The sequence below is a fragment of the Ruegeria sp. C6 genome (assembly GCF_056537625.1).
In genome coordinates, this window is the sequence record NZ_JBQFRW010000003.1 from 104,566 (window position 1) to 123,889 (window position 19,324).

The window sequence follows — 19,324 nt, forward strand, 5'->3', positions numbered from 1 at the left end:
ACAGGCGCGGTTGAAAACAGAGTTCGCGCACAAGGTGTCAAACTGGACACTCGCGCGGCAGAGAAAGTCTTCTGTTTGGTTTGCCCCCCTTTCTCGGTTAAGCCGATTCCATGACCACGGGAAATTCGCTGAAATACGCGGACCGCAGACACGTCAGGTTCAAGTTCACTTCACAAATAGAAGCCTAGGAATGGTCGCAGCGATAAAGGGGTATGCATAGCTGGCCGAAAGCATTATTTTCTGCAAATCACTGTTTAATATATATTTTTTTGAAATTCGGCTTATTTCGCGCCAGATTTTACCCAGAAACAATCATGCGCAAACATATAGGATTATTAACCCTGATATTTCATGGAGTTACGCTATAATCAGATGCGAAGAACCTGATCAAAGGTTCTAGTAAGCGGTATTGCAGAACCCGCCTTTGGTTGCTGAAATACGTACTTTCAGCTATGATAAGGTACTATTTGAGTTCAAAGTTAATGGTTCGCGCCACCCAGCTCTGTACCCGATTTAAAGTTTCAGAGGGCGGCGTTTGTATTAGTGGGGGGAAAGTCAATGAATATTTCATTGCAAGAAGACGCCCGTGATCAGATTGAATATCCCGAAGAGCTGTCGATCATTTTTATCGGCAAGGAATTGTTCTACTCGAACCAAACCCTGAGAAGTGTTCAAAGCGAATTCGGCGTTCGTGCATCAAGATATGAAAGCCTTGACGACCTGCTGGCTGAGAGTGGGAACTCTGTTCCCTCCGAGCGCATCATTGTCGTGGATCAGATGATGCTCGAAGATCTGTTGGCGCGGCCCGCTGATTACTCCCGGCTCGCCGAGACAGGATGTCTGGCCTTCGCCTATCGCAAGAAAAGTCCGGCCCGGGTTCTGTTCGAACGCTGGGATCGTACCCGTTTCGGCAGTGTCGGGTATTTGCCAATGAACGTGGCGCCGGATGTTTGGCGCGCAATATTGCGCCTTCTGATGCACGAAGAGCTGCACCTGCCCTGCTTTCTGGCCGACAGCATGACCGCAACACAAAGTGCGCCAGGCACACCTATCGAAAAACAGCCTGCAACCAGAACCCGGTCGCCCGACAAACTGTTGCGATACTCAAAGCTGACGCGCCGCGAAAAGCAAGTCCTGAGGCTGGTATCGCAAGGCAAGAGCAACAAGACCATTGCGTCGAATCTGGGCATCACCGAACACACCGTCAAACTGCATATGCACAATGTCTCGGGCAAGATCGATGTGAGCAACCGGACTGAAGCTGCGCATTTTTACTTTGAGGTTGCGCCGAACGAAGCGCGCAACGCGCCCGTTGGATGAGGCATTCGAAACCCGGTTCGACCGGCTCATTCTGTTGGTGGGTCGGCTCAACTATATGTGGACGAACACGGAAAGCCTGCTGATCCACCTGATCGCAGGTCTGACCGGGGCCAATAAAGATGTTGCGGTCATCATATTCCTGACGCTTAACACCACACGTGCCCGTATCGATCTGGTCGAACGTCTCGCCAAGATGGAGGGTCGCCCCCCTGAAATCCGCGATCCGATTCTCGAACACACCCAGCGGTTGTCGCGCCTGTCCTCTATTCGAAACAAGTACAATCACTGCATCTATTCTTTCGATCAGGAAAGCGGAAATCCAAAGACCATCCTGATGCGCATTGCTGATCGCAAGACTGACATCAAACTTGGTCGTGAAGACACAGTCGACGACAAAGCAATGAAAGAAATCGAGGATGTTGTCACTCAGCTCTCGAATGCCAACAGGGATATCTGGAAATTGATCACCCAAATGGGTTTCCCTGTCTGAGATGGTACTGGTGCGGGCGGTGGGACTCGAACCCACACGGCACTAAGGCCTTCGGATTTTAAGTCCGATATGTCTACCATTCCATCACGCCCGCACATCATCGTCGAAGTTTTGTCTCACCGCGCCGATGTCGTGTGCAGACACTTACAACCAACCAAAACGATTGAAAAGATACTCATTCATCAGATCCAGGGATGCAGGCAGAACACGAACACAATCCTGCTGAATCGAGGCCGAGCTTGACAGCCTTCGGCCAATTCGTTCACGTCGGCGCAACACAAGATCAGGGAGCGAGCGATGAAACTAGTCAGTAACCCGTTTCGAGGTGGTTCTAAGCTTTCGGATCAGGCCCCTTATCCCTCCGTAGAGACAGATGGGTTGGGCCGGCATCGATTCTTCTGCCCTGACTTTGTCGAAACGCCCCTTGTGAATGCATCGGCGCTGGCACCCGTCGCGAATCTCTGGGTTAAAGATGAGCGAAGCCGTATGGGCCTGGGATCGTTCAAAGCGCTGGGTGCGGCTTATGTGATCGCCTGCGAAGCGAATGACATCTCGATCACGCCAGATGGTAACACGCTCAAAGGGCGCACCTATGTTACAGCAAGCGCGGGCAATCACGGGATGAGCATGGCCGCGGGCGCGCGCACTTTCGGAGCTGATGCAGTTGTCTACATCGCAGAAACAGTTCCAGAAAGCTTTGCAGATCGCCTGCGCGCTCAAAACGCACAAGTGGTCCGGGCGGGTGCGGATTACGCCGCCAGCATGGAAGCAGCCAGTCAGGCGGCGCAGGACAATGGCTGGACTTTGCTCTCGGACAGTTCCTGGGAGGGGTATACTGAACTACCGTACTTGCTGATGGAAGGGTATCTGCAAATGGCGGTCGAAGCCGCCGAGCAATGTACTGAGGCACCAACGCACGTTCTTCTGCAAGCCGGCGTTGGCGGCATGGCCGGAGCCGTCGCTGCCTATGCGCGGGTCGTTTGGGGAGATGCTCCGCAGATCATTGTTGTCGAGCCAACCTCTGCCCCGGCGCTGCAGGCCAGTATCGAAGCGGGGCATTGTGTGTTTGCTGACGGGCCCGACAGCATCATGGGGCGACTGGATTGCAAAGAGCCCTCGCTGATCGCCTTGAACGGCTTGGCCCGAGATGCCGATCTGTTTGTGACAATCGAGGATGACACTGTCGAAGCACAGCTTCCGGCCATGGCGAAGGCCGGGTTGGAAACCAGCGCCTCGGGCGGTGCAGGCATTGCGGCCGTTCTGAACGACGCGATCCGTAGTGAACTGGGTATTGGACCGAATTCCAAAGTGCTCTGCATCTTGAGCGAGCAACCTGCATGAGAGGTTTCGCACCAGAGGAATTCGCGACCCGCGTTGCGCGCGCCCAGCATCGGATGCAAGAAACCGGTCTATCGGCCCTGTTGCTTACGAATGAGCCCCAGCTTCGCTATTTCACAGGTTATCTGACCCGTTTCTGGGAAAGCCCAACGCGGCCTTGGTTTCTGATCGTTCCGATTTCTGGCAAGCCGGTTGCAGTAATCCCATCCATCGGTGCTGCATTGATGGCACAGACATGGATCGACGACATTCGAACCTGGAGTGCACCCGACCTTGAAGATGATGGGGTATCCCTGCTGGCCGATACACTGAGAGGGTTGACGCCTGAAAACGCCTCAATCGGCTGCCCCGACGGGCATGAGACCCATGTAAGGATGCCACTGGCCGATCTAAGGCATCTCGAATCCGCAATTGGAGCGCGCCAAATTACGGGTGACCATGGCATCCTGCGGGCGCTGCGGATGGTGAAATCTGACGCCGAGATCGCAAAGATTCGAACTGCCTGTCAGATTGGTGCCCACGCCTTTGCACGAGTGCCCGAGATTGCCTCAGCAGGGACACCGCTGGATCAGATATTTCGAAACTTTCAGAGACTCTGCCTTGAAGAGGGTGCCGACTGGGTGCCCTATCTGGCCGGAGGGGCCGAGCAAGGCGGGTACTCGGATGTAATCTCACCCGCGACACAGACCCCGCTTCGTATAGGCGATGTGCTGATGCTCGACACCGGCCTCGTCCACGATGGCTATTTTTGCGACTATGATCGCAATTGGTCCGTCGGCCCAGCGAGCAAGGCGGTACGCGAAGCACATGCCAGATTGGTCGAGGCTTCGGATGCAGCGTTTGATCAAGCCCGCCCAGGCGTGACGGCTTCTCAGCTTTTTCATACGATGAACACAATACTTACCGATGGCAGCGCGGGTACCGATGCCGGGAGACTGGGCCACGGGTTAGGAATGTCGTTGACCGAATGGCCTTCGCTTATTCCCGATGATCATACTGAACTGCAACCGGGAATGGTTTTGACGCTTGAACCGGGTATTGCGGTCGATGGCAAAATTCTCGTGCACGAAGAAAACATCCTGATAACCGAAGGCGCGCCCGAGTTCCTCAGCCCCCGGATAGGACCGGAGATTGCCGAGATATGAGCACGTTGCCGTACACACTGGATCCTGACGATCCCTCGGCCGTACCAATGGGGCTGATCGTTTTACAGACCGACGAGACAATCGAACCTGAGTTTCGTAGCCTTTTTATCGATGACAAAAGCCCGCTTTATGTCAGCCGCATTCCCAGCGGGGCCGAGGTCAACACTGACACGCTGGCGCAGATGGAGACCGACTTGCCTGCAGCGGCTGATCTGCTGCCAAAGGCGCGGCCCTATCGAGTTGTTGGCTATGGATGCACATCAGCCAGTTCGGTAATCGGATCGGATCGGGTTGAGCAGATGGTCATGCAGACCTGTAATACAGCGACCGTCACCAACCCGTTGCGGGCAGCCTCCGCCTGCGCGAGACATTTGGGCGTCTCAAAATTTGCACTGCTGTCGCCCTACATCGAAGAAGTAAACACTCCGTTGCGACGCGCGTTTGCAGAACAAGGCATCGCGATGGATGTGTTTGGCACTTTCGGCGAATCCGAAGAAGCCAAAGTTGTGCGCATCTCGACCGATTCCGTGGTCAATGCCGCCGTGCGACTGGGAAGAGATTCAACAGTCGACGCCGTATTCCTTAGTTGTACCAACCTTCGGACACTGACGGCTATCCCAAGGATCGAAGCGCAGATCGGTAAGCCTGTCCTGTCAAGCAACCAGAGTTTGGCCTGGCATATGAAACAACTGAACGTGTCGCAAAATTAGGCAAATGCGGCGTTTACGCGACTCCAATTGCTTTACGGGCTTGCGACCATTTGTTAGCCTCGTCATCAATGCACGAGAAGATCAATGAGGCCCGGACCAACCGGGTAATCATTTGACGCAACAGGGGGTCTTGTGACCGACACAAATAGCGACGCCGCGTTTGTTGAATTTCAACGCGTTCAAAAGTCTTATGATGGCGAGAACCTCGTCGTCAAAGATCTCAACCTGGCAATGCCAAAGGGCGAATTCCTGACCATGCTCGGGCCGTCCGGATCAGGTAAGACGACCTGCCTGATGATGCTTGCCGGATTCGAAACCGCCACACATGGCGAGATTCTTCTGGATGGAAAACCCATCAATAATATCCCTCCGCACAAACGTGGCATCGGGATGGTGTTCCAGAACTACGCTCTGTTCCCGCATATGACTGTGGCCGAGAATCTTTCATTCCCGCTGGAAGTCCGCAAGCTGGGCAAGTCCGAGCGCGAGGAGAAAGTCAAACGCGCGCTGGACATGGTGCAAATGGGTGCCTTCGGCAATCGTCGCCCCGCGCAGTTGTCGGGTGGTCAGCAGCAACGGATCGCACTGGCACGTGCGCTGGTTTTCGAGCCCGAACTGGTGTTGATGGACGAACCGCTGGGTGCGTTGGACAAACAACTACGCGAGCATATGCAGTTCGAAATCACCCGTCTGGCGCATGAACTGGGCATTACCACCGTCTACGTGACCCACGACCAGACCGAGGCATTGACCATGTCCGACCGTGTTGCGGTGTTTGACGATGGCCGCATTCAGCAACTGGCCCCGCCGGATCAGCTGTATGAAGAACCCGACAACAGTTTCGTGGCGCAATTCATCGGTGAAAACAATACCCTGGAAGGTGTTGTTAAATCCATCGATGGAGATACCTGCCTTGTGCAATTGGATGACGGCTCGGAAATCGATGCGGTGCCGATCAACGTGCACAATCCGGGCGAACGTACCAAGGTCTCGATCCGGCCCGAGCGCGTAGAATTCAATAAAGACCGACTGCATGCCGATGCACATACGCTGAAAGCAACGGTCAAGGAATTCATCTATATGGGCGACGTGTTCCGCTTCCGCATGTCGGTGGCGGGCAATGACGAGTTCATCGTCAAAACACGGAATGCCCCCGACGCCATCCGTCTTAATCCCGGACAGGAAATCGAGATCGGCTGGCTTGCAAAGGATTGTCGTGCGCTCGACGCATAGACCAAGCCGCGCGGTACAAACGTGGCTTACCGAGGGACCAGCTGGCGAAAACCCGTGCGTCAGCTGACCAAACAACAAACGGGAAGTACTGGGAGTAACACATGAAAACTACCAAAACACTGCTGACAGCAGCTGCTATTGCGACAGCGGCTGGCGGCGTTTCCGCCGAAGAGATGACCATCGTCTCGTGGGGCGGCGCCTATTCCAAATCGCAGCTCAAGGCTTATCACGAGCCCTATTCGGAGAAGACCGGCGTCACCATCCTGAATGATGACAGCTCGAACGAGGCCGTCGCCAAACTGCGCGCGATGAACGAAGCGGGCAACATCACATGGGACGTGGTTGATGTGGTTGCGGCGGACGCGATCCGCCTCTGCGACGAAGGTCTGGCACTTGAGATCGATTTCGACACTCAACTGGCCCCTGCCCCCGATGGCACGCCTGCCTCCGAAGATTTCGGTGACCTTCTGGTCAGCGACTGCTTTATCCCGCAGATCGTCTATTCAACCACTTTCGGTTATCGCACAGATCTGGTCGGTGATACTCCGCCAACCGACATCTGCGCAGTATTCGATCTTGAAGCCTATCCCGGCAAGCGCTCGCTGGAAAAGCGCCCGATCAACAACATGGAATGGGCGTTGCTGTGTGACGGCGTTGCAAAAGACGACGTCTACGACGTTCTGGCCACTGCTGAAGGTCAAGACCAGGCACTGGCCAAACTGGATACCATCAAGGACAGTGTCGTCTGGTGGTCTGCCGGTGCCGACACGCCACAATTGCTGGCTGATGGTGAAGTTGTCATGGGTTCGACCTATAACGGTCGCCTGTTCAGCGTGATCGAAGAGCAAAAGCAGCCGGTAGCGATGCTATGGGATGCTCAGGTATTCGATCTTGATGGCTGGATCATTCCGGCTGGCCTGAGCGAAGAGCGTCAACAGCGCGCGCTGGACTACATCATGTTCGCAACTGACACGCAGCGTCTGGCAGATCAGGCCAAGTACATCTCGTACGGCCCGGCTCGTGCCTCCTCTGCACCGCTGGTGGGTCAGCACGCCGATCTGGGCATCGACATGGCACCACACATGCCGACCGATCCGGAAAACGCCAAGAACACGTTCCTGTATAACTACGAGTTCTGGGCGGATTACCGCGACGATATCGACGCCAAATTCCAGGCTTGGCTGGCGCAATAAGCGTCTGATTTCCTGAGATTGTCGGGGGCGGCCTATCGCCCCCGACCCCAAAAATACCCAAGGGGTACCGATGACTGACGCCACCCAAAATACTGGTCCCATGCTGGCCGCGGACGGCACGCCACTCAAGCAATCGCTGGCCCGGTCTCTGCGACGGCAAAAGCTGCGGGCCCTGATGCTGGTCGCCCCACTGCTGCTGTTCGTTATGTTCTCGTTCATCGTGCCTATTGCGGCGATGCTGTTCCGATCTGTGGAAAACAGCATCGTACAAGAGACACTGCCCCTGACGGTTGAAGCATTGCAAAGCTGGGATGAAACCAGCGGCGAGTTGCCCGACGAAGCCGTTTATGACGCCTTTGTCCGCGATATGGTCGTGGCCGTCGATAACAAGACACACACCCGGCTGGGTTCGCGTCTGAACTACGAAGAGACAGGCATGTCTTCGATGTTCCGCCGCTCGGGTCGGAAAATGGGTAAGCTGGACCCCGAAACCGATGGGCCGTTCAAAGACCAGGTCATCGAGATTCACGACGGCTGGGGTGAACCGCAGACTTGGGCGGTTATCAAGACGCATTCGCCCGCTGTCACCAATGGCTATTTTCTGAACGCTGTGGACATGCGCCGCACGCCCGAGGGCGCGCAGGCGCAGCCCGAGGACAAGCAGATCCTGATCAAGCTGTTCGGGCGCACTTTGTTCATGTCGCTGGTGATCACCGCGTCCTGTATCCTGCTGGCCTATCCGGTCAGTTATTTGCTGGCGACACTTCCGATGCGGGTGTCGAACCTGCTGATGATCCTCGTGTTGTTGCCCTTCTGGACGTCATTGTTGGTGCGAACCTCGGCGTGGAAGGTGATGTTGCAGCAACAGGGCGTGATCAATGAAACATTGGTCTGGCTGGGACTGGTCGCCGACGACGCCAGGCTGGTGATCATCAACAACCAGATCGGCACGATCATAGCTATGACGCATATCCTGCTGCCGTTCATGATCCTGCCAATGTATTCGGTGATGCAGACCATACCGCCCTCGTACACCCGCGCCGCAAAATCCATGGGCGCGACCAACTGGACGACATTCTGGCGCATCTACTTCCCGCAATCCATTCCTGGCATTGGCGCGGGCTCAATCCTCGTGTTCATTCTGGCGATCGGCTACTACATCACGCCTGAAATCGTTGGCGGCACCAAGGGTGTCTTTATTTCGAACCGGATTGCCTATCACATCTCGTCCTCGCTGAACTGGGGGCTGGCCGCGGCATTGGGAACGATCCTTCTGGGCGTCGTACTGCTGCTCTACTGGTGCTACGACAAGATTGTCGGCATTGATAACGTGAAGCTGGGATAATCGACATGGCCGCACTTACTCCGATATCCCGCAAACCTTTGTCCATGGTTTTGCCAAGCGTTGCGCTGGCAGGCGCCTTCGCCGGTATCTTTGTCGGCGCGGGCAATGGCTCGGTCTTCCTCGGCATCATTGGCGGGGCAGCCTTGATCGCCGCTGTGGCCTGGGTTTACATCACGATACTCAAGAACGAAAAACTGGCCCGATGGATCAATATCCTTGGCTTTGGCATCGTCGGTTTTCTGTTCTCTGGCCCAATGGGCGGCGTTCTGGGCCTGTTGGGTGGATGGTTCTTCGTCTGGTTTATCTTTTGGCTGTACGAAGGTCGATATCGCCAAAAACTGTTGCCCTATCTGACCGCGAAACAAGTGTTCTATCACTACTTGTTCCGGGTGATCTGCGGCGCGATCTTCGTGTTCCTGATCACCCCGATCCTCGTGGTTTTGCCGCTCTCGTTCAACGCGCAGGACTTCTTTACCTTCACGCCAGAAATGCTGCGTCTGGACCCGGAAGGGTACTCGCTCAAGCACTACCGCGATTTCTTCACCAACAATGAATGGCAGCGCAGCTTCAAGAACTCGCTCATCATTGCGCCGATTGCGACGATCATCTCGGTCTCGCTGGGCACGCTGGCGGCCATTGGCCTCAGCCAGAGCCACGTTCCAGGCCGCCGCGCCATCATGGGCATCCTAATCTCGCCAATGATCGTGCCGCTGATCATTTCAGCCACAGGCATGTTCTTCTTCTACAGCGATATCGGCCGCTTCATGGAGGGAACACTGGGCATGAACAAGAACTTTGTGGGCTATGTGAAAGTGATCCTCGCTCACGCCGTTCTGGGTATTCCATTCGTCATCATCACCGTGACCGCAACGCTAGTGGGCTTTGACCGCTCGCTGACGCGGGCGGCTGCGAATATGGGCGCGGGTCCAGTGCGGACATTCTTCAAGATCCAGATGCCCTTGATCCTGCCGGGTGTGATCTCAGGCGGCTTGTTTGCCTTCATCACCTCATTCGACGAGGTGGTCGTGGTACTGTTTGTCGGCTCGGCTAGCCAAAAAACGCTGCCATGGCAGATGTTCACCGGCCTGCGCGAACAGATCAGCCCGACCATTCTGGCGGTGGCCACGATCCTCGTGGTGATCTCGATTGCGCTGCTGACTACGGTCGAGCTGCTGCGCCGCCGGTCCGAGCGCCTGCGAGGCCTTTCCCCCGCTTGACGCAGGCCTAGGTCTGATCTAACGATTCACCTGTTCATCCCAGCCGCGATGGCGTCGCGGACGCACTGGGATGATCGGCTCTCGGACCCCGAGACCGCCTGTCCTGAACGCCGGGACAAGTGGCCGGGTTTGCCGCCCGGCAATGATGAGAGACCAAGTCATGACAGATACAACAAAACGCCCCGAATTCTTCATTTGCCACAATGGCGACAAAGCGCCCCTGCCGTTCAGCAAGGGCGAATACGACCGCCGCCTTGGCGCCCTGCGCGCAATCATGGCCAAGCATGACATCCCCGCCGTCCTGCTGACCTCGATGCAGAACATCGCCTATTATTCCGGCTTTCTGTACTGCTCTTTCGGCCGCCCCTACGGCTGCGTGGTAACACAGGACGCTTGCACCACTGTCTCGGCAAACATCGACGCGGGCCAACCGTGGCGGCGCTCGGTTGAGGACAACGTCATCTACACCGACTGGAAGCGCGACAATTACTGGCGCGCAGTGGCCAGCCTGATCGGCGGGGCCAAACGGATCGGGATCGAAGGCGACCACATGACATTGGCGGCGCGCAACACGGCGCTGGACATGCTGGGCGGACCGGAACTGATCGATATCGCACCTGACACGATGTTTGCCCGCATGGTGAAATCCGCAGAAGAGATCGAGCTGATCAAAGGCGGCGCGCGCACCGCTGACGTGGGTGGGGCCGCCATTCACGCAGCTATCCGTGAAGGCGCCACCGAGATCGAGATCGCCATGGCTGGACGCGACGCGATGGAAGAGGAAATCGCCCGCGCCTACCCGGATGCCGAATACCGCGACACATGGGTCTGGTTCCAGTCGGCGCTTAACACCGACGGCGCCCATAACCCGGTGACTAAACGCGCGCTGCAAAAGGGCGATATCCTGTCGCTGAACACCTTCCCGATGATCTCGGGCTATTACACCGCGCTGGAACGCACCCTGTTCCTGGGCGAGCCCGACGCAGACAGCCTGCGCCTGTGGAAGGCCAACGTTGCCGCGCATGAGCTGGGCCTAAGCCTGATCAAACCCGGCGCGACCTGTTCGGGCATCACGGCTGAGATCAACCGCTTCTTCGCGGATGAGGGCCTGCTGCAATACCGCTCGTTCGGGTATGGCCATTCCTTCGGCATCCTCAGCCACTATTACGGGCGCGAGGCCGGTCTGGAGCTGCGCGAAGATATTGACACGGTGCTGGAACCCGGAATGGTCGTCTCGATCGAGCCGATGCTTTGGATCCCCGAAGGCCAGCCCGGCGCGGGCGGCTATCGTGAACACGATATCCTTGTGGTTGGTGAAGACGGGGCCGAGAACATCACCGGCTTCCCCTATGGTCCCGGCCACAACATCATCGATCCATGAAAAAACGGGTGGGGCGACATGCCCCACCTTCTATCGCTGGGCGCGTTCGTGAAAGATGAAGCCCAGAAAGTTCAGCAATAGCTGCGCCGCCAGAATTTGGGTACTTTCCGTCGGGTCGTAAGCAGGCGCGACTTCGACCAGATCGATGCCCACAACATCCCCGCGTTTGGCCAGACCCTGTAGAATTTCCAGTACATCGTAGTAGAGAAACCCGCCATGGCTGGGCGTACCTGTGCCCGCCGCGATTGAAGGGCAAAAAGCGTCGATATCTATCGTTACGTAATACCGTGCCCCCTGCGGGATACGCGCCAGCACTGCCTCGGCCCCCAGTTTGCGCACCTGCCGCACCGACAGGATATCCGAGCCCCGCGCGCGGGCGTCCTCGTAGCCCTCTTTCGCAGTGGATGAGACATTGCGGATGCCCAACTGCGTCATGCCCGAGACATAGTCTTTCTCAATCGCCCGCCGCATCGGGTTGCCATGTCCGGCGGTCACTCCGTGGCGTTCATCGACAAAATCCAGATGCGCGTCGATCTGCACCACATGGATCGGGCCGTTCTGCGCGCAATCCTCGGCGAAGGCATTGATACAGGGGATGTTGATCGAATGGTCCCCGCCAATTATCACCGGCAAGGCCCCTGCTTTCAGGATCTTGCCCACCCCCAAGGCGATATTCGCATGGCTCTCGTCGGTCTTGGTATGGATAATATCCGCATCCCCCAGATCAACGATCCGCACCGAGCCATCCAGATAGGTTGCGTCATCTTCGTGATCATAAGCCCCGGCGTGGCCGAAACTGAACAGGGTCGAGGCTTCGCGCACGGCCCGAGGTCCAAACCGCGCCCCCGGTCGCCATTGGGTCCCGAAATCGAAGGGCGCGCCGAGAACGGCGATATCCGCCTCTATCTCATCCCAATTCTCAACATATGGAGATTTGGCGAAGGTTGAGATGCCGACAAAAGGCAGGTTTAGTCGCCCCGCCTTATAACCATGGTCTTGCATGGGTATTTCCTTTTTCATTGCCACTGTCACGTTCGATGACATCAATCGCAGCAGCATCTTGTGCTCAGGATGGACCAATGTCGAGATGCCCGGCGTGCAGCTTCAGTATTTCGAGCCACTCACGCGAGTGTTGCGTGTATGTGATCTGCTTTGCAGGCAAGATCGAATATGAACCCGATCGGAGGATGCCATGTCGATTCCACGTCGCAGCTTTGTCGGCCTGTTGGGGGCAAGCGCTGTAGCACCTCGCGCTCTTTGGGCGCAGGATGACCCTGTTTACGATGCCGTACGTTCAACTTTGTATGGCAGTCGGACCGATTTCGAAGCCGGGATGGCGTTCCTGACCGAGCGCGGCAACCCGGACGTTGTGCCCGCGCTTTTGACGGCGATGCGCTATGGCAGAAGGCGAGAGCGAGACATTGCCAAAGTCATGGAAGCGTTGAGCGGCGCGCGCCACGGCACAGACTGGTTCGAATGGATGCTATGGCAAGAACGGAACGCTCAGATTGTACCTCATCCATCTTTGATACCGTTCAAACGCGAAGTTCTTTTGGGCATCGATCAGAACTTCGATGTGTTCCTGAAACCCGAATATTTGCAACGCGACAACATGAAGATTCGGCTGGAAGAGATCAGTTGGGGTGGTGTGCTCAAGGACGGTATCCCTTCGCTGGACAATCCCAAGCTGATCCCTGCGGCGCGGGCGGACTACATGAAAGACGACGATCTGGTCTTTGGCGTCTCGATCAACGGCGATGTACGCGCTTATCCGCTGCGCATCATGGGCTGGCACGAGATGTTCAACGAGGTGATCGGAGGCGTTTCGGTAGCACTGGCCTATTGTACGCTGTGCGGATCGGGGATTTTGTTTGAAACGCAGGTCGAGGGGCGGCGGAAGCCGTTTGTATTTGGCTCGTCCGGGTTCCTGTATCGGTCGAACAAATTGATGTTCGACCGTGAGACGCATTCGTTATGGAACCAGTACACAGGTAAGCCCGTGGTCGGACCGCTGGTCAACAGTGGGATCGAGCTGAAGCAGCGTCCTGTGGTGATCACCCGCTGGGACAGCTGGAAGGCGTCGCATCCGGATACGCAGGTGCTGTCGCTCAGCACCGGTCATCGGCGCAACTATGGCTCGGGCGTTGTGTATCGCGATTACTTTGCCTCACCCGATCTGATGTTCCCGGCCTTGGTCGATCAAAGTCGGCATCGCCAGAAGGACTACGTGTTCGCCGTGCGCCAGTTCGGCGCGGCGCGGGCGTGGCCGTTGGACGCGTTCAAGGGCAAGCCGGTGATCAACGATGCGATTGGCGGGCGGGCACTGATGCTGATGGGCGACCCGGACAAGCGCAGCGTGCGCGCCTACGAGCGTGGATCGCGCCAGTTCCGCGCGACCACCGATGGCGGGCTGCTGGACGAAACGGGCAACAAGTGGCGCGTCACCGAAGAGGCACTGATTGGCCCGGATGGCGCAGAGTTGCCGCGCGTCGCGGGACATATCTCGTATTGGTTTGCCTGGGACAATTATCTGGGCGACGCAGCCAGCGTTTACGGACGCTGATCAAGAATGTTCCTCGGCCGCTGTGGCGGCGAGCGCGCGGTTGTAAGCTTTCAGCGCGTCGATGTGATAGAGCGCGCCAACGGGGTTTTCACAGCCGTCCTTGTCGATGATCACCACCGGGATGCAAGGGATGTCATCGCGGTCGAAATATGGCATCGCGGCCTCAAGCGTGGCGCTGGCCTTGACGCATAGGCCTTGTTCGATCAATGCCTGCGCGTCTTCCTTGGAGATCGAACGCGCGTCCCCCAGCGGGCGCATCACCGCGCCTGCGCGCAGCATTGCCAGCAAGTAGGCCTGCGGCCCGGCGGCAAGGTGCACATTGCGTCGTTCCAGCTGGGTCAGGAAGAAGGACCGGTCCACAAGGCGCGAGGCCAGCGCAGTGGACATCGAGACCGAAACCATCACGGCGAGGCCGATCTGCCAGTCTCCGGTCAATTCAAACACGATGAGCGTGGTCGAGATCGGCGCGCCCAGCACCGCCGCCGCCACCGCGCCCATCCCGGCAAAGGCATAGAGCGTATGGGTGCCTGACACATCTGGCAGCAATCCGGTGGCGATCAGGCCGAAGGCCAACCCGGTCAGCGCTCCGATCATCAATGAAGGGGAAAACACACCACCACCCATGCGACCGCCCATGGTAATCGCCACTGCGACGGTCTTGATGACCGCGAACAGGATCGCGGTCGTCAGCACGAGGTCCCCGGTCAAGGCACGGATCGTGGTTTCGTATCCCACGCCGATGATGTGCGGAAACCAGACCGCCAACAGGCCGAGCATCGCGCCCGAAACACCGGGGCGCAGCCAGCGCGGCAGAGACAAGCGGTTTTGGATATGCGTGCCGATATCCTCGGCGAAAAAGATCGATCGCATCAGCAGCAGCGAGACCAGACCGCAAATCAGGCCTAGGATCAGGAAGGCGGGCAGCTCGACATAGAATTGCAACGACCCGGGCGTATCCAGCGTGAATTCGGTCACGTCACCATAAGCCAGCCGGTTGATCACGGTCCCCGCGACCGAGGCGATGACAATGGGCGCAAAGGCATGAACGGCGAAGTGGCGCAGAACAACCTCAAGCGCAAACAAGGCCCCGGCGATGGGGGCGTTGAAACTGGCCGAAACAGCAGCGGCCACAGCGCAACCCAATAGGTCGCGCCCGGTGATGCCGTCGGCGTGGATTCGGTCGCTGACCCAAGTCGAGATGACCCCGGCCATATGCACAACAGGTCCTTCCCGCCCCGTGGATCCGCCTGAGCTGAGCGTGATCAGCGAAGCGAAAAAAGATGCGATACCGGCCTTCTTTTCGACCCGTCCATCAGTGATGGCCGCACCCTCGATCACATCAGCTACCGAACGCACACGGCCATCATCGGTGTACCTGTTCAGGATGATCCCGACGACCAACCCGCCGACCACAGGTGTAAGGAAAATCCAGAGCCAATGCAGCTTCTCAGCATGGCTGTGCAGGAACAGGATATCTTCGGTGTTGTAGAGATAAGCCTGCAACGACGAGATCGCCATCCGGAATCCCAGCGCCATGAAGCCTGCAGCGATCCCGATGACCAGAGCAATAAACCAGAACTGAATCTGGCTGGGGCCACGATGAAGCATTACCCGCCATGCATCCCGCAGCGCCGAGAGGGCTTGATTGAGCTGATTGCGCAGCACGGTGCGGGTCGATTGGGTCATTGGCCCTCGTTGGGGTGGTCGCCTGACCCTTAGTAAGCCACGCGCGCGCCTTAGAAAAGTCGGTTCACGACAAGATGCTCACAGAATGCGCGTCATGCATCCAACAGGGCACGGGCAGCGGCACGTGCCTCATCCGTAATGGTGTCGCCTGCGACCATCCGGGCGATTTCGTCGACGCGGTCGGGGTCGGCCAGCGGGATCACGGTGGACAGGGTCTGATCGCCGGTGACCTGTTTCTGCACCCGCCAGTGATGCGCCGCCCGTGCGGCCACTTGCGGCGAGTGGGTGACGACCAGCACCTGCCCGCCCTGCGCGAGTGCGGCCAGACGGCGGCCCACCGCGTCCGCCGTAGCACCGCCGACACCACGGTCAATCTCGTCAAAGATCATCGTGCGGGCACTGTCTTCGCCCGTTAGGCAGACCTTAAGCGCCAGCAGAAAGCGGCTGAGTTCGCCGCCCGAGGCGATTTTGTTGAGCGGCCCTGACGGCGCCCCCGGGTTGGTGGCGACGGTGAAGGCCACCGCGTCGATGCCTTCGGGGCCTGCGTCGGTCGCGGTGATCTCGGTCCGGAACACAGCGCGTTCCATTTTCAAGGGCGCGAGTTCAGCCATTACTGCGGTGTCCAACGCACTGGCGGCCTTACGGCGCATTTCGCCAAGCGCGGTGGCCGCGTTGTCATACGCAGCCTGTGCCGCGTCCACAGCAGCGCGTTTGTTGCTGAGGTCGGCGTCACCCGCATCCAGCCGGTTCAAGCGGTCGCGCAAGGTATCGGCGAAGGTGCCCAGATCATCGGGGGCCACATCGTGTTTCCGTGCCAGCGCGCGAATGGCAAAGAGGCGTTCCTCGGCCTGTTCCAGTTCCGCTGGGTTAAAATCGAGCGCTTGCAGACAGGCGTTGACCCCATCCTGCGCCTCGCCCAGTTCGATCAGGGCGCGACCCAGCGCTGCAATGGGGCCTTCCAACTGGCCACCCGCATTGTCCGACACGCCTTCCAGCCAGCGCACGGCATCGGCCATCGCGCCCTCGGCCCCGTCACCGCCCAGCAAGGCAAAGGCACGGGCCACGTCATCGCGAATCCGCTCGGCCCCTTGCATCATGCGGCGGCGGGCGTCGAGTTCTGCATCCTCGCCCGGCTGCGGGTCAAGCTGATCCAACTCGGCAACGGAATGACGCAGGAACTCTTCTTCGGCACGCATAGCCTCCAGCGCTGCCTCAGTCTGCGCCAGAGCTTTGCGGGCGATGGACATCTGGCCCCACGCGGCACGCACGGCGGCCAACTGATCCCCTGCCCCGGCATAGGCATCCAGCATTGCGCGATGCCCGCGTGGGTTCAGCAGGCCTCGGTCATCATGTTGGCCGTGCAGTTCGATCAGAGTTTCCGACAGCGCCCGTAACACTTCGCCCGAACAACGGCGGTCATTGACCCATGCAGTCTTACGTCCCTCGGCCGTGTTGACGCGGCGCAGGATCAGTTCCTCGCCACCGGGCAGACCCGCCTCGGCCAGAACCGAATGGGCAGGGTGATCGTCAGGCAGTTCAAACTCAGCCACAACTTCGCCCTGTGCGGCCCCCTGACGAACCAGCTCGGCGCGCCCGCGCCAGCCCAGCACAAAGCCCAGCGAATCCAGCAAGATCGACTTGCCCGCGCCGGTTTCACCGGTCAAAGCATTCAAGCCCGGCTGAAACGTCAGCTCCAGCCGGTCGATGATCAGCATGTCGCGGATATCAAGGGCGCGCAGCATCGGGTCTTTAGCGTCCCAAGCCTTTAGCCATGGCCGTTACAACCACTCACCCTTGACGGTCTGGCGATAGATCGTGCTGAGCCAATTGTTACCTCGGCTCTTTAGATCGAGACCACGCGACGTCAGCAACGTGTACCCCGCGTCGTACCATTCCGAGGACTGATAGTTGTAACCCAGAATCGCACCCGCGGTCTGCGCCTCGTCCACCAGTCCCAGCGCCAGATACGCCTCGATCAGGCGATAGAGCGCCTCGGCGGTATGAGATGTGGTCTGAAAATCTTCGACCACCACGCGGAATCGGTTGATCGCCGCAGTGAAGTGATCCTGACGCAGATAATAGCGCCCGATCTCCATCTCTTTGCCAGCCAGATGGTCAAAGGCAAGGTCGAATTTCAGTACGGCAGATGTGGCATACTCACTGTCTGGGTAGACTTCGATCACCGTGCGCAGCGCCTGCAGTGCCTGAAAGGTCAGCCCCTGATCACGACCCACTTCGTCGATCTGATCATAGTAGCTGAGCGCCAGAAGATACTGGGCATAGGCGGCGTCTTCGTCAGTGGGATAGAAATCGATATATCGCTGCGCGGCGGCGCGGCTTTCTTCATAGTTCTGGTCCGAATGGAATGAGAACGCCTGCATGATCAGCGCACGTTTCGCCCAATCGGAATAAGGATAAAGCCGCTCTACTTCAGAGAAATACCAAGCCGCGTCGTCCGAGCGATTCTGCGACAGCTCGTATTCACCGCGGGTGTAAATCTGTTCAGGCGTGAAACCTTCGAGGTTTTGGCTGCGGTCTGCCCCACGGTTACCAAACAGACCTCCGGCATTGCCACATGCCGTCAAAGTTGCTGCCAGAAGAAGCACACCTGCGATTCTGACTGCCGCTTTGCTGCCAACCATTCCGCCCATCCTTGTCGTCTACTTAGCGGGAATTACCCCTGATCGGGCCTCGGTCTAGCACATAAAATTCCAGTGCAAAACGCCTTATCCACCCTCATGGCGCAAATGTCGTCAGAGTTGATCAGATCACGCAACCTGCGGGATTTCGCTTCGCACAAGGCCCTGGCCGGGCAGACGCGCGGCTTGTTCAGGGGTACAAAGGATCGGACGCACAGCGCCCGGTGTTTCGAACAGTTTGCGCAGCAATGTGTTGGTCATCGAATGCCCCGACTTCTCGCCGACAAAGCGCCCCAGAATCGGACCGCCTGCAAGATAGAGATCACCCAGAGCGTCCAGCATTTTGTGGCGCACCGCTTCATCCGTGTGACGGAAGCCACCCGGGGTCAGGACTTCGTCGCCCTGTACGACTACGGCATTGTCCAATGTGCCGCCCAAGGCCAATCCGTTTTCGCGCATCGCTTCGACATCTGTGCGGCGGCAAAACGTGCGACTGTCGCAGAGTTCACGCGCAAACGAACCATTGCGCATGTCCAAAACTTTTGTCTGGCTTCCAATGGCGTCATCTTCGAAATCAATGTGGAACTCGATCTCCAGACCTTCCGCAGGCGCGATAGATGCCTTTGCGCCCTCGCGTTCAACAGAGACGGGTTTAAGCACCTCATAAGCCAATACCGGACTGGCCTGACGACGAACGCCTTTGGCCATGATGCCCTGAACAAAGGCCACGGACGAGCCATCCATGATCGGGACTTCGGGACCGTCGATTTCAATCAGTGCATTATGCACACCACATCCGGCAAGTGCCGCCATGATGTGTTCCACAGTCGATACCGACACATTCGCATCGTTAACCAATCGTGTGCAAAGAGGCGTCCGCTCAACAACATCATAGATAGCGGGGATCAACGCATTGCCCAGCTCGATATCAGTCCGCTTGAACCAGATTCCATGACCTGCCGCTGCAGGCTTCAGAACCATCGTCGCAGGCTTGCCGCTATGCAGCCCAGTGCCCACAAACGTGACTGAAGATTTGAGCGTATGTTGCAATGTGAGCCTCGGTG

16 protein-coding genes and 1 tRNA gene are annotated in these 19,324 nt (G+C 57.8%); 11 read left to right on the forward strand and 6 right to left on the reverse strand.

Annotation, left to right across the window (positions count from 1 at the left end):
• Positions 1 to 558: 558 nt before the first annotated feature.
• Together ACR0MJ_RS12025 and ACR0MJ_RS12030 are read left to right on the forward strand one after the other, a co-directional pair.
• A complete protein-coding gene (locus ACR0MJ_RS12025; protein WP_170401338.1) occupies positions 559 to 1,320 on the forward strand; it encodes a helix-turn-helix transcriptional regulator in 762 nt (253 codons plus the stop codon).
• On the forward strand, positions 1,313 to 1,810 hold the full coding sequence (locus tag ACR0MJ_RS12030) for a hypothetical protein (protein ID WP_480761130.1): 498 nt from the start codon (positions 1,313 to 1,315) through the stop codon (positions 1,808 to 1,810). Before ACR0MJ_RS12025 ends, ACR0MJ_RS12030 begins: the two co-directional genes overlap by 8 nt.
• Before the next feature lie 8 nt (positions 1,811 to 1,818).
• On the opposite strand, the gene ACR0MJ_RS12035 is transcribed toward ACR0MJ_RS12030, so the two are convergent.
• Positions 1,819 to 1,904, reverse strand: a tRNA-Leu gene (locus tag ACR0MJ_RS12035).
• 203 nt (positions 1,905 to 2,107) lie between these two features.
• On the opposite strand from ACR0MJ_RS12035, the gene ACR0MJ_RS12040 reads away from it, so the two are divergent.
• The 8 genes from ACR0MJ_RS12040 (at position 2,108) to ACR0MJ_RS12075 (ending at position 11,372) form a co-directional block, all read left to right on the forward strand.
• The gene (locus ACR0MJ_RS12040; protein ID WP_480761131.1) at positions 2,108 to 3,151 is read left to right on the forward strand and encodes a pyridoxal-phosphate dependent enzyme; all 1,044 of its coding nucleotides are present in this window, start codon (positions 2,108 to 2,110) and stop codon (positions 3,149 to 3,151) included.
• Positions 3,148 to 4,293: a M24 family metallopeptidase gene (locus ACR0MJ_RS12045; protein WP_480761132.1), complete on the forward strand. Its 1,146-nt coding sequence runs from the start codon at positions 3,148 to 3,150 to the stop codon at positions 4,291 to 4,293. Before ACR0MJ_RS12040 ends, ACR0MJ_RS12045 begins: the two co-directional genes overlap by 4 nt.
• Positions 4,290 to 5,003 (forward strand): maleate cis-trans isomerase family protein, encoded by a 714-nt coding sequence (locus ACR0MJ_RS12050; RefSeq protein ID WP_480761133.1) that lies wholly within the window; start codon positions 4,290 to 4,292, stop codon positions 5,001 to 5,003. The genes ACR0MJ_RS12045 and ACR0MJ_RS12050 overlap by 4 nt, the downstream gene beginning before the upstream one ends.
• A 132-nt stretch (positions 5,004 to 5,135) precedes the next feature.
• Positions 5,136 to 6,236 (forward strand): ABC transporter ATP-binding protein, encoded by a 1,101-nt coding sequence (locus tag ACR0MJ_RS12055; RefSeq protein WP_170401347.1) that lies wholly within the window; start codon positions 5,136 to 5,138, stop codon positions 6,234 to 6,236.
• A gap of 101 nt (positions 6,237 to 6,337) precedes the next feature.
• Positions 6,338 to 7,429 carry an extracellular solute-binding protein gene (locus ACR0MJ_RS12060; protein WP_170391999.1) on the forward strand — a complete coding sequence of 364 codons (1,092 nt, stop codon included), beginning with the start codon at positions 6,338 to 6,340 and terminating at the stop codon, positions 7,427 to 7,429.
• Between the two features lie 70 nt (positions 7,430 to 7,499).
• Positions 7,500 to 8,774 carry an ABC transporter permease gene (locus ACR0MJ_RS12065; protein ID WP_170392001.1) on the forward strand — a complete coding sequence of 425 codons (1,275 nt, stop codon included), beginning with the start codon at positions 7,500 to 7,502 and terminating at the stop codon, positions 8,772 to 8,774.
• 5 nt (positions 8,775 to 8,779) lie between these two features.
• Positions 8,780 to 9,991 carry an ABC transporter permease gene (locus ACR0MJ_RS12070; protein ID WP_170392003.1) on the forward strand — a complete coding sequence of 404 codons (1,212 nt, stop codon included), beginning with the start codon at positions 8,780 to 8,782 and terminating at the stop codon, positions 9,989 to 9,991.
• A 160-nt stretch (positions 9,992 to 10,151) separates the two neighbouring features.
• On the forward strand, positions 10,152 to 11,372 hold the full coding sequence (locus tag ACR0MJ_RS12075) for an aminopeptidase P family protein (RefSeq protein WP_480761134.1): 1,221 nt from the start codon (positions 10,152 to 10,154) through the stop codon (positions 11,370 to 11,372).
• 30 nt (positions 11,373 to 11,402) lie between these two features.
• Here the strand turns inward: ACR0MJ_RS12075 and speB are convergent, their stop codons facing one another.
• A complete protein-coding gene (speB, locus tag ACR0MJ_RS12080) occupies positions 11,403 to 12,374 on the reverse strand; it encodes an agmatinase (protein WP_170609383.1) in 972 nt (323 codons plus the stop codon).
• Positions 12,375 to 12,564: 190 nt separating this feature from the next.
• On the opposite strand from speB, the gene ACR0MJ_RS12085 reads away from it, so the two are divergent.
• Positions 12,565 to 13,935: a DUF3179 domain-containing protein gene (locus ACR0MJ_RS12085; RefSeq protein ID WP_480761138.1), complete on the forward strand. Its 1,371-nt coding sequence runs from the start codon at positions 12,565 to 12,567 to the stop codon at positions 13,933 to 13,935.
• On the opposite strand, the gene ACR0MJ_RS12090 is transcribed toward ACR0MJ_RS12085, so the two are convergent.
• From ACR0MJ_RS12090 to lpxC, 4 genes are all read right to left on the reverse strand, one after another.
• Complete coding sequence (locus tag ACR0MJ_RS12090) at positions 13,936 to 15,621, reverse strand: chloride channel protein (RefSeq protein WP_170392011.1); 1,686 nt, start codon at positions 15,619 to 15,621, stop codon at positions 13,936 to 13,938.
• A gap of 92 nt (positions 15,622 to 15,713) precedes the next feature.
• Positions 15,714 to 17,363, reverse strand: coding sequence for a DNA repair protein RecN (recN, locus tag ACR0MJ_RS12095; RefSeq protein WP_480761139.1), 1,650 nt, complete (start codon positions 17,361 to 17,363; stop codon positions 15,714 to 15,716).
• 36 nt (positions 17,364 to 17,399) lie between these two features.
• Complete coding sequence (locus tag ACR0MJ_RS12100) at positions 17,400 to 18,263, reverse strand: outer membrane protein assembly factor BamD (protein WP_480761140.1); 864 nt, start codon at positions 18,261 to 18,263, stop codon at positions 17,400 to 17,402.
• 126 nt (positions 18,264 to 18,389) lie between these two features.
• A complete protein-coding gene (gene lpxC / locus ACR0MJ_RS12105; protein ID WP_170401357.1) occupies positions 18,390 to 19,310 on the reverse strand; it encodes a UDP-3-O-acyl-N-acetylglucosamine deacetylase in 921 nt (306 codons plus the stop codon).
• Positions 19,311 to 19,324: the final 14 nt, after the last annotated feature.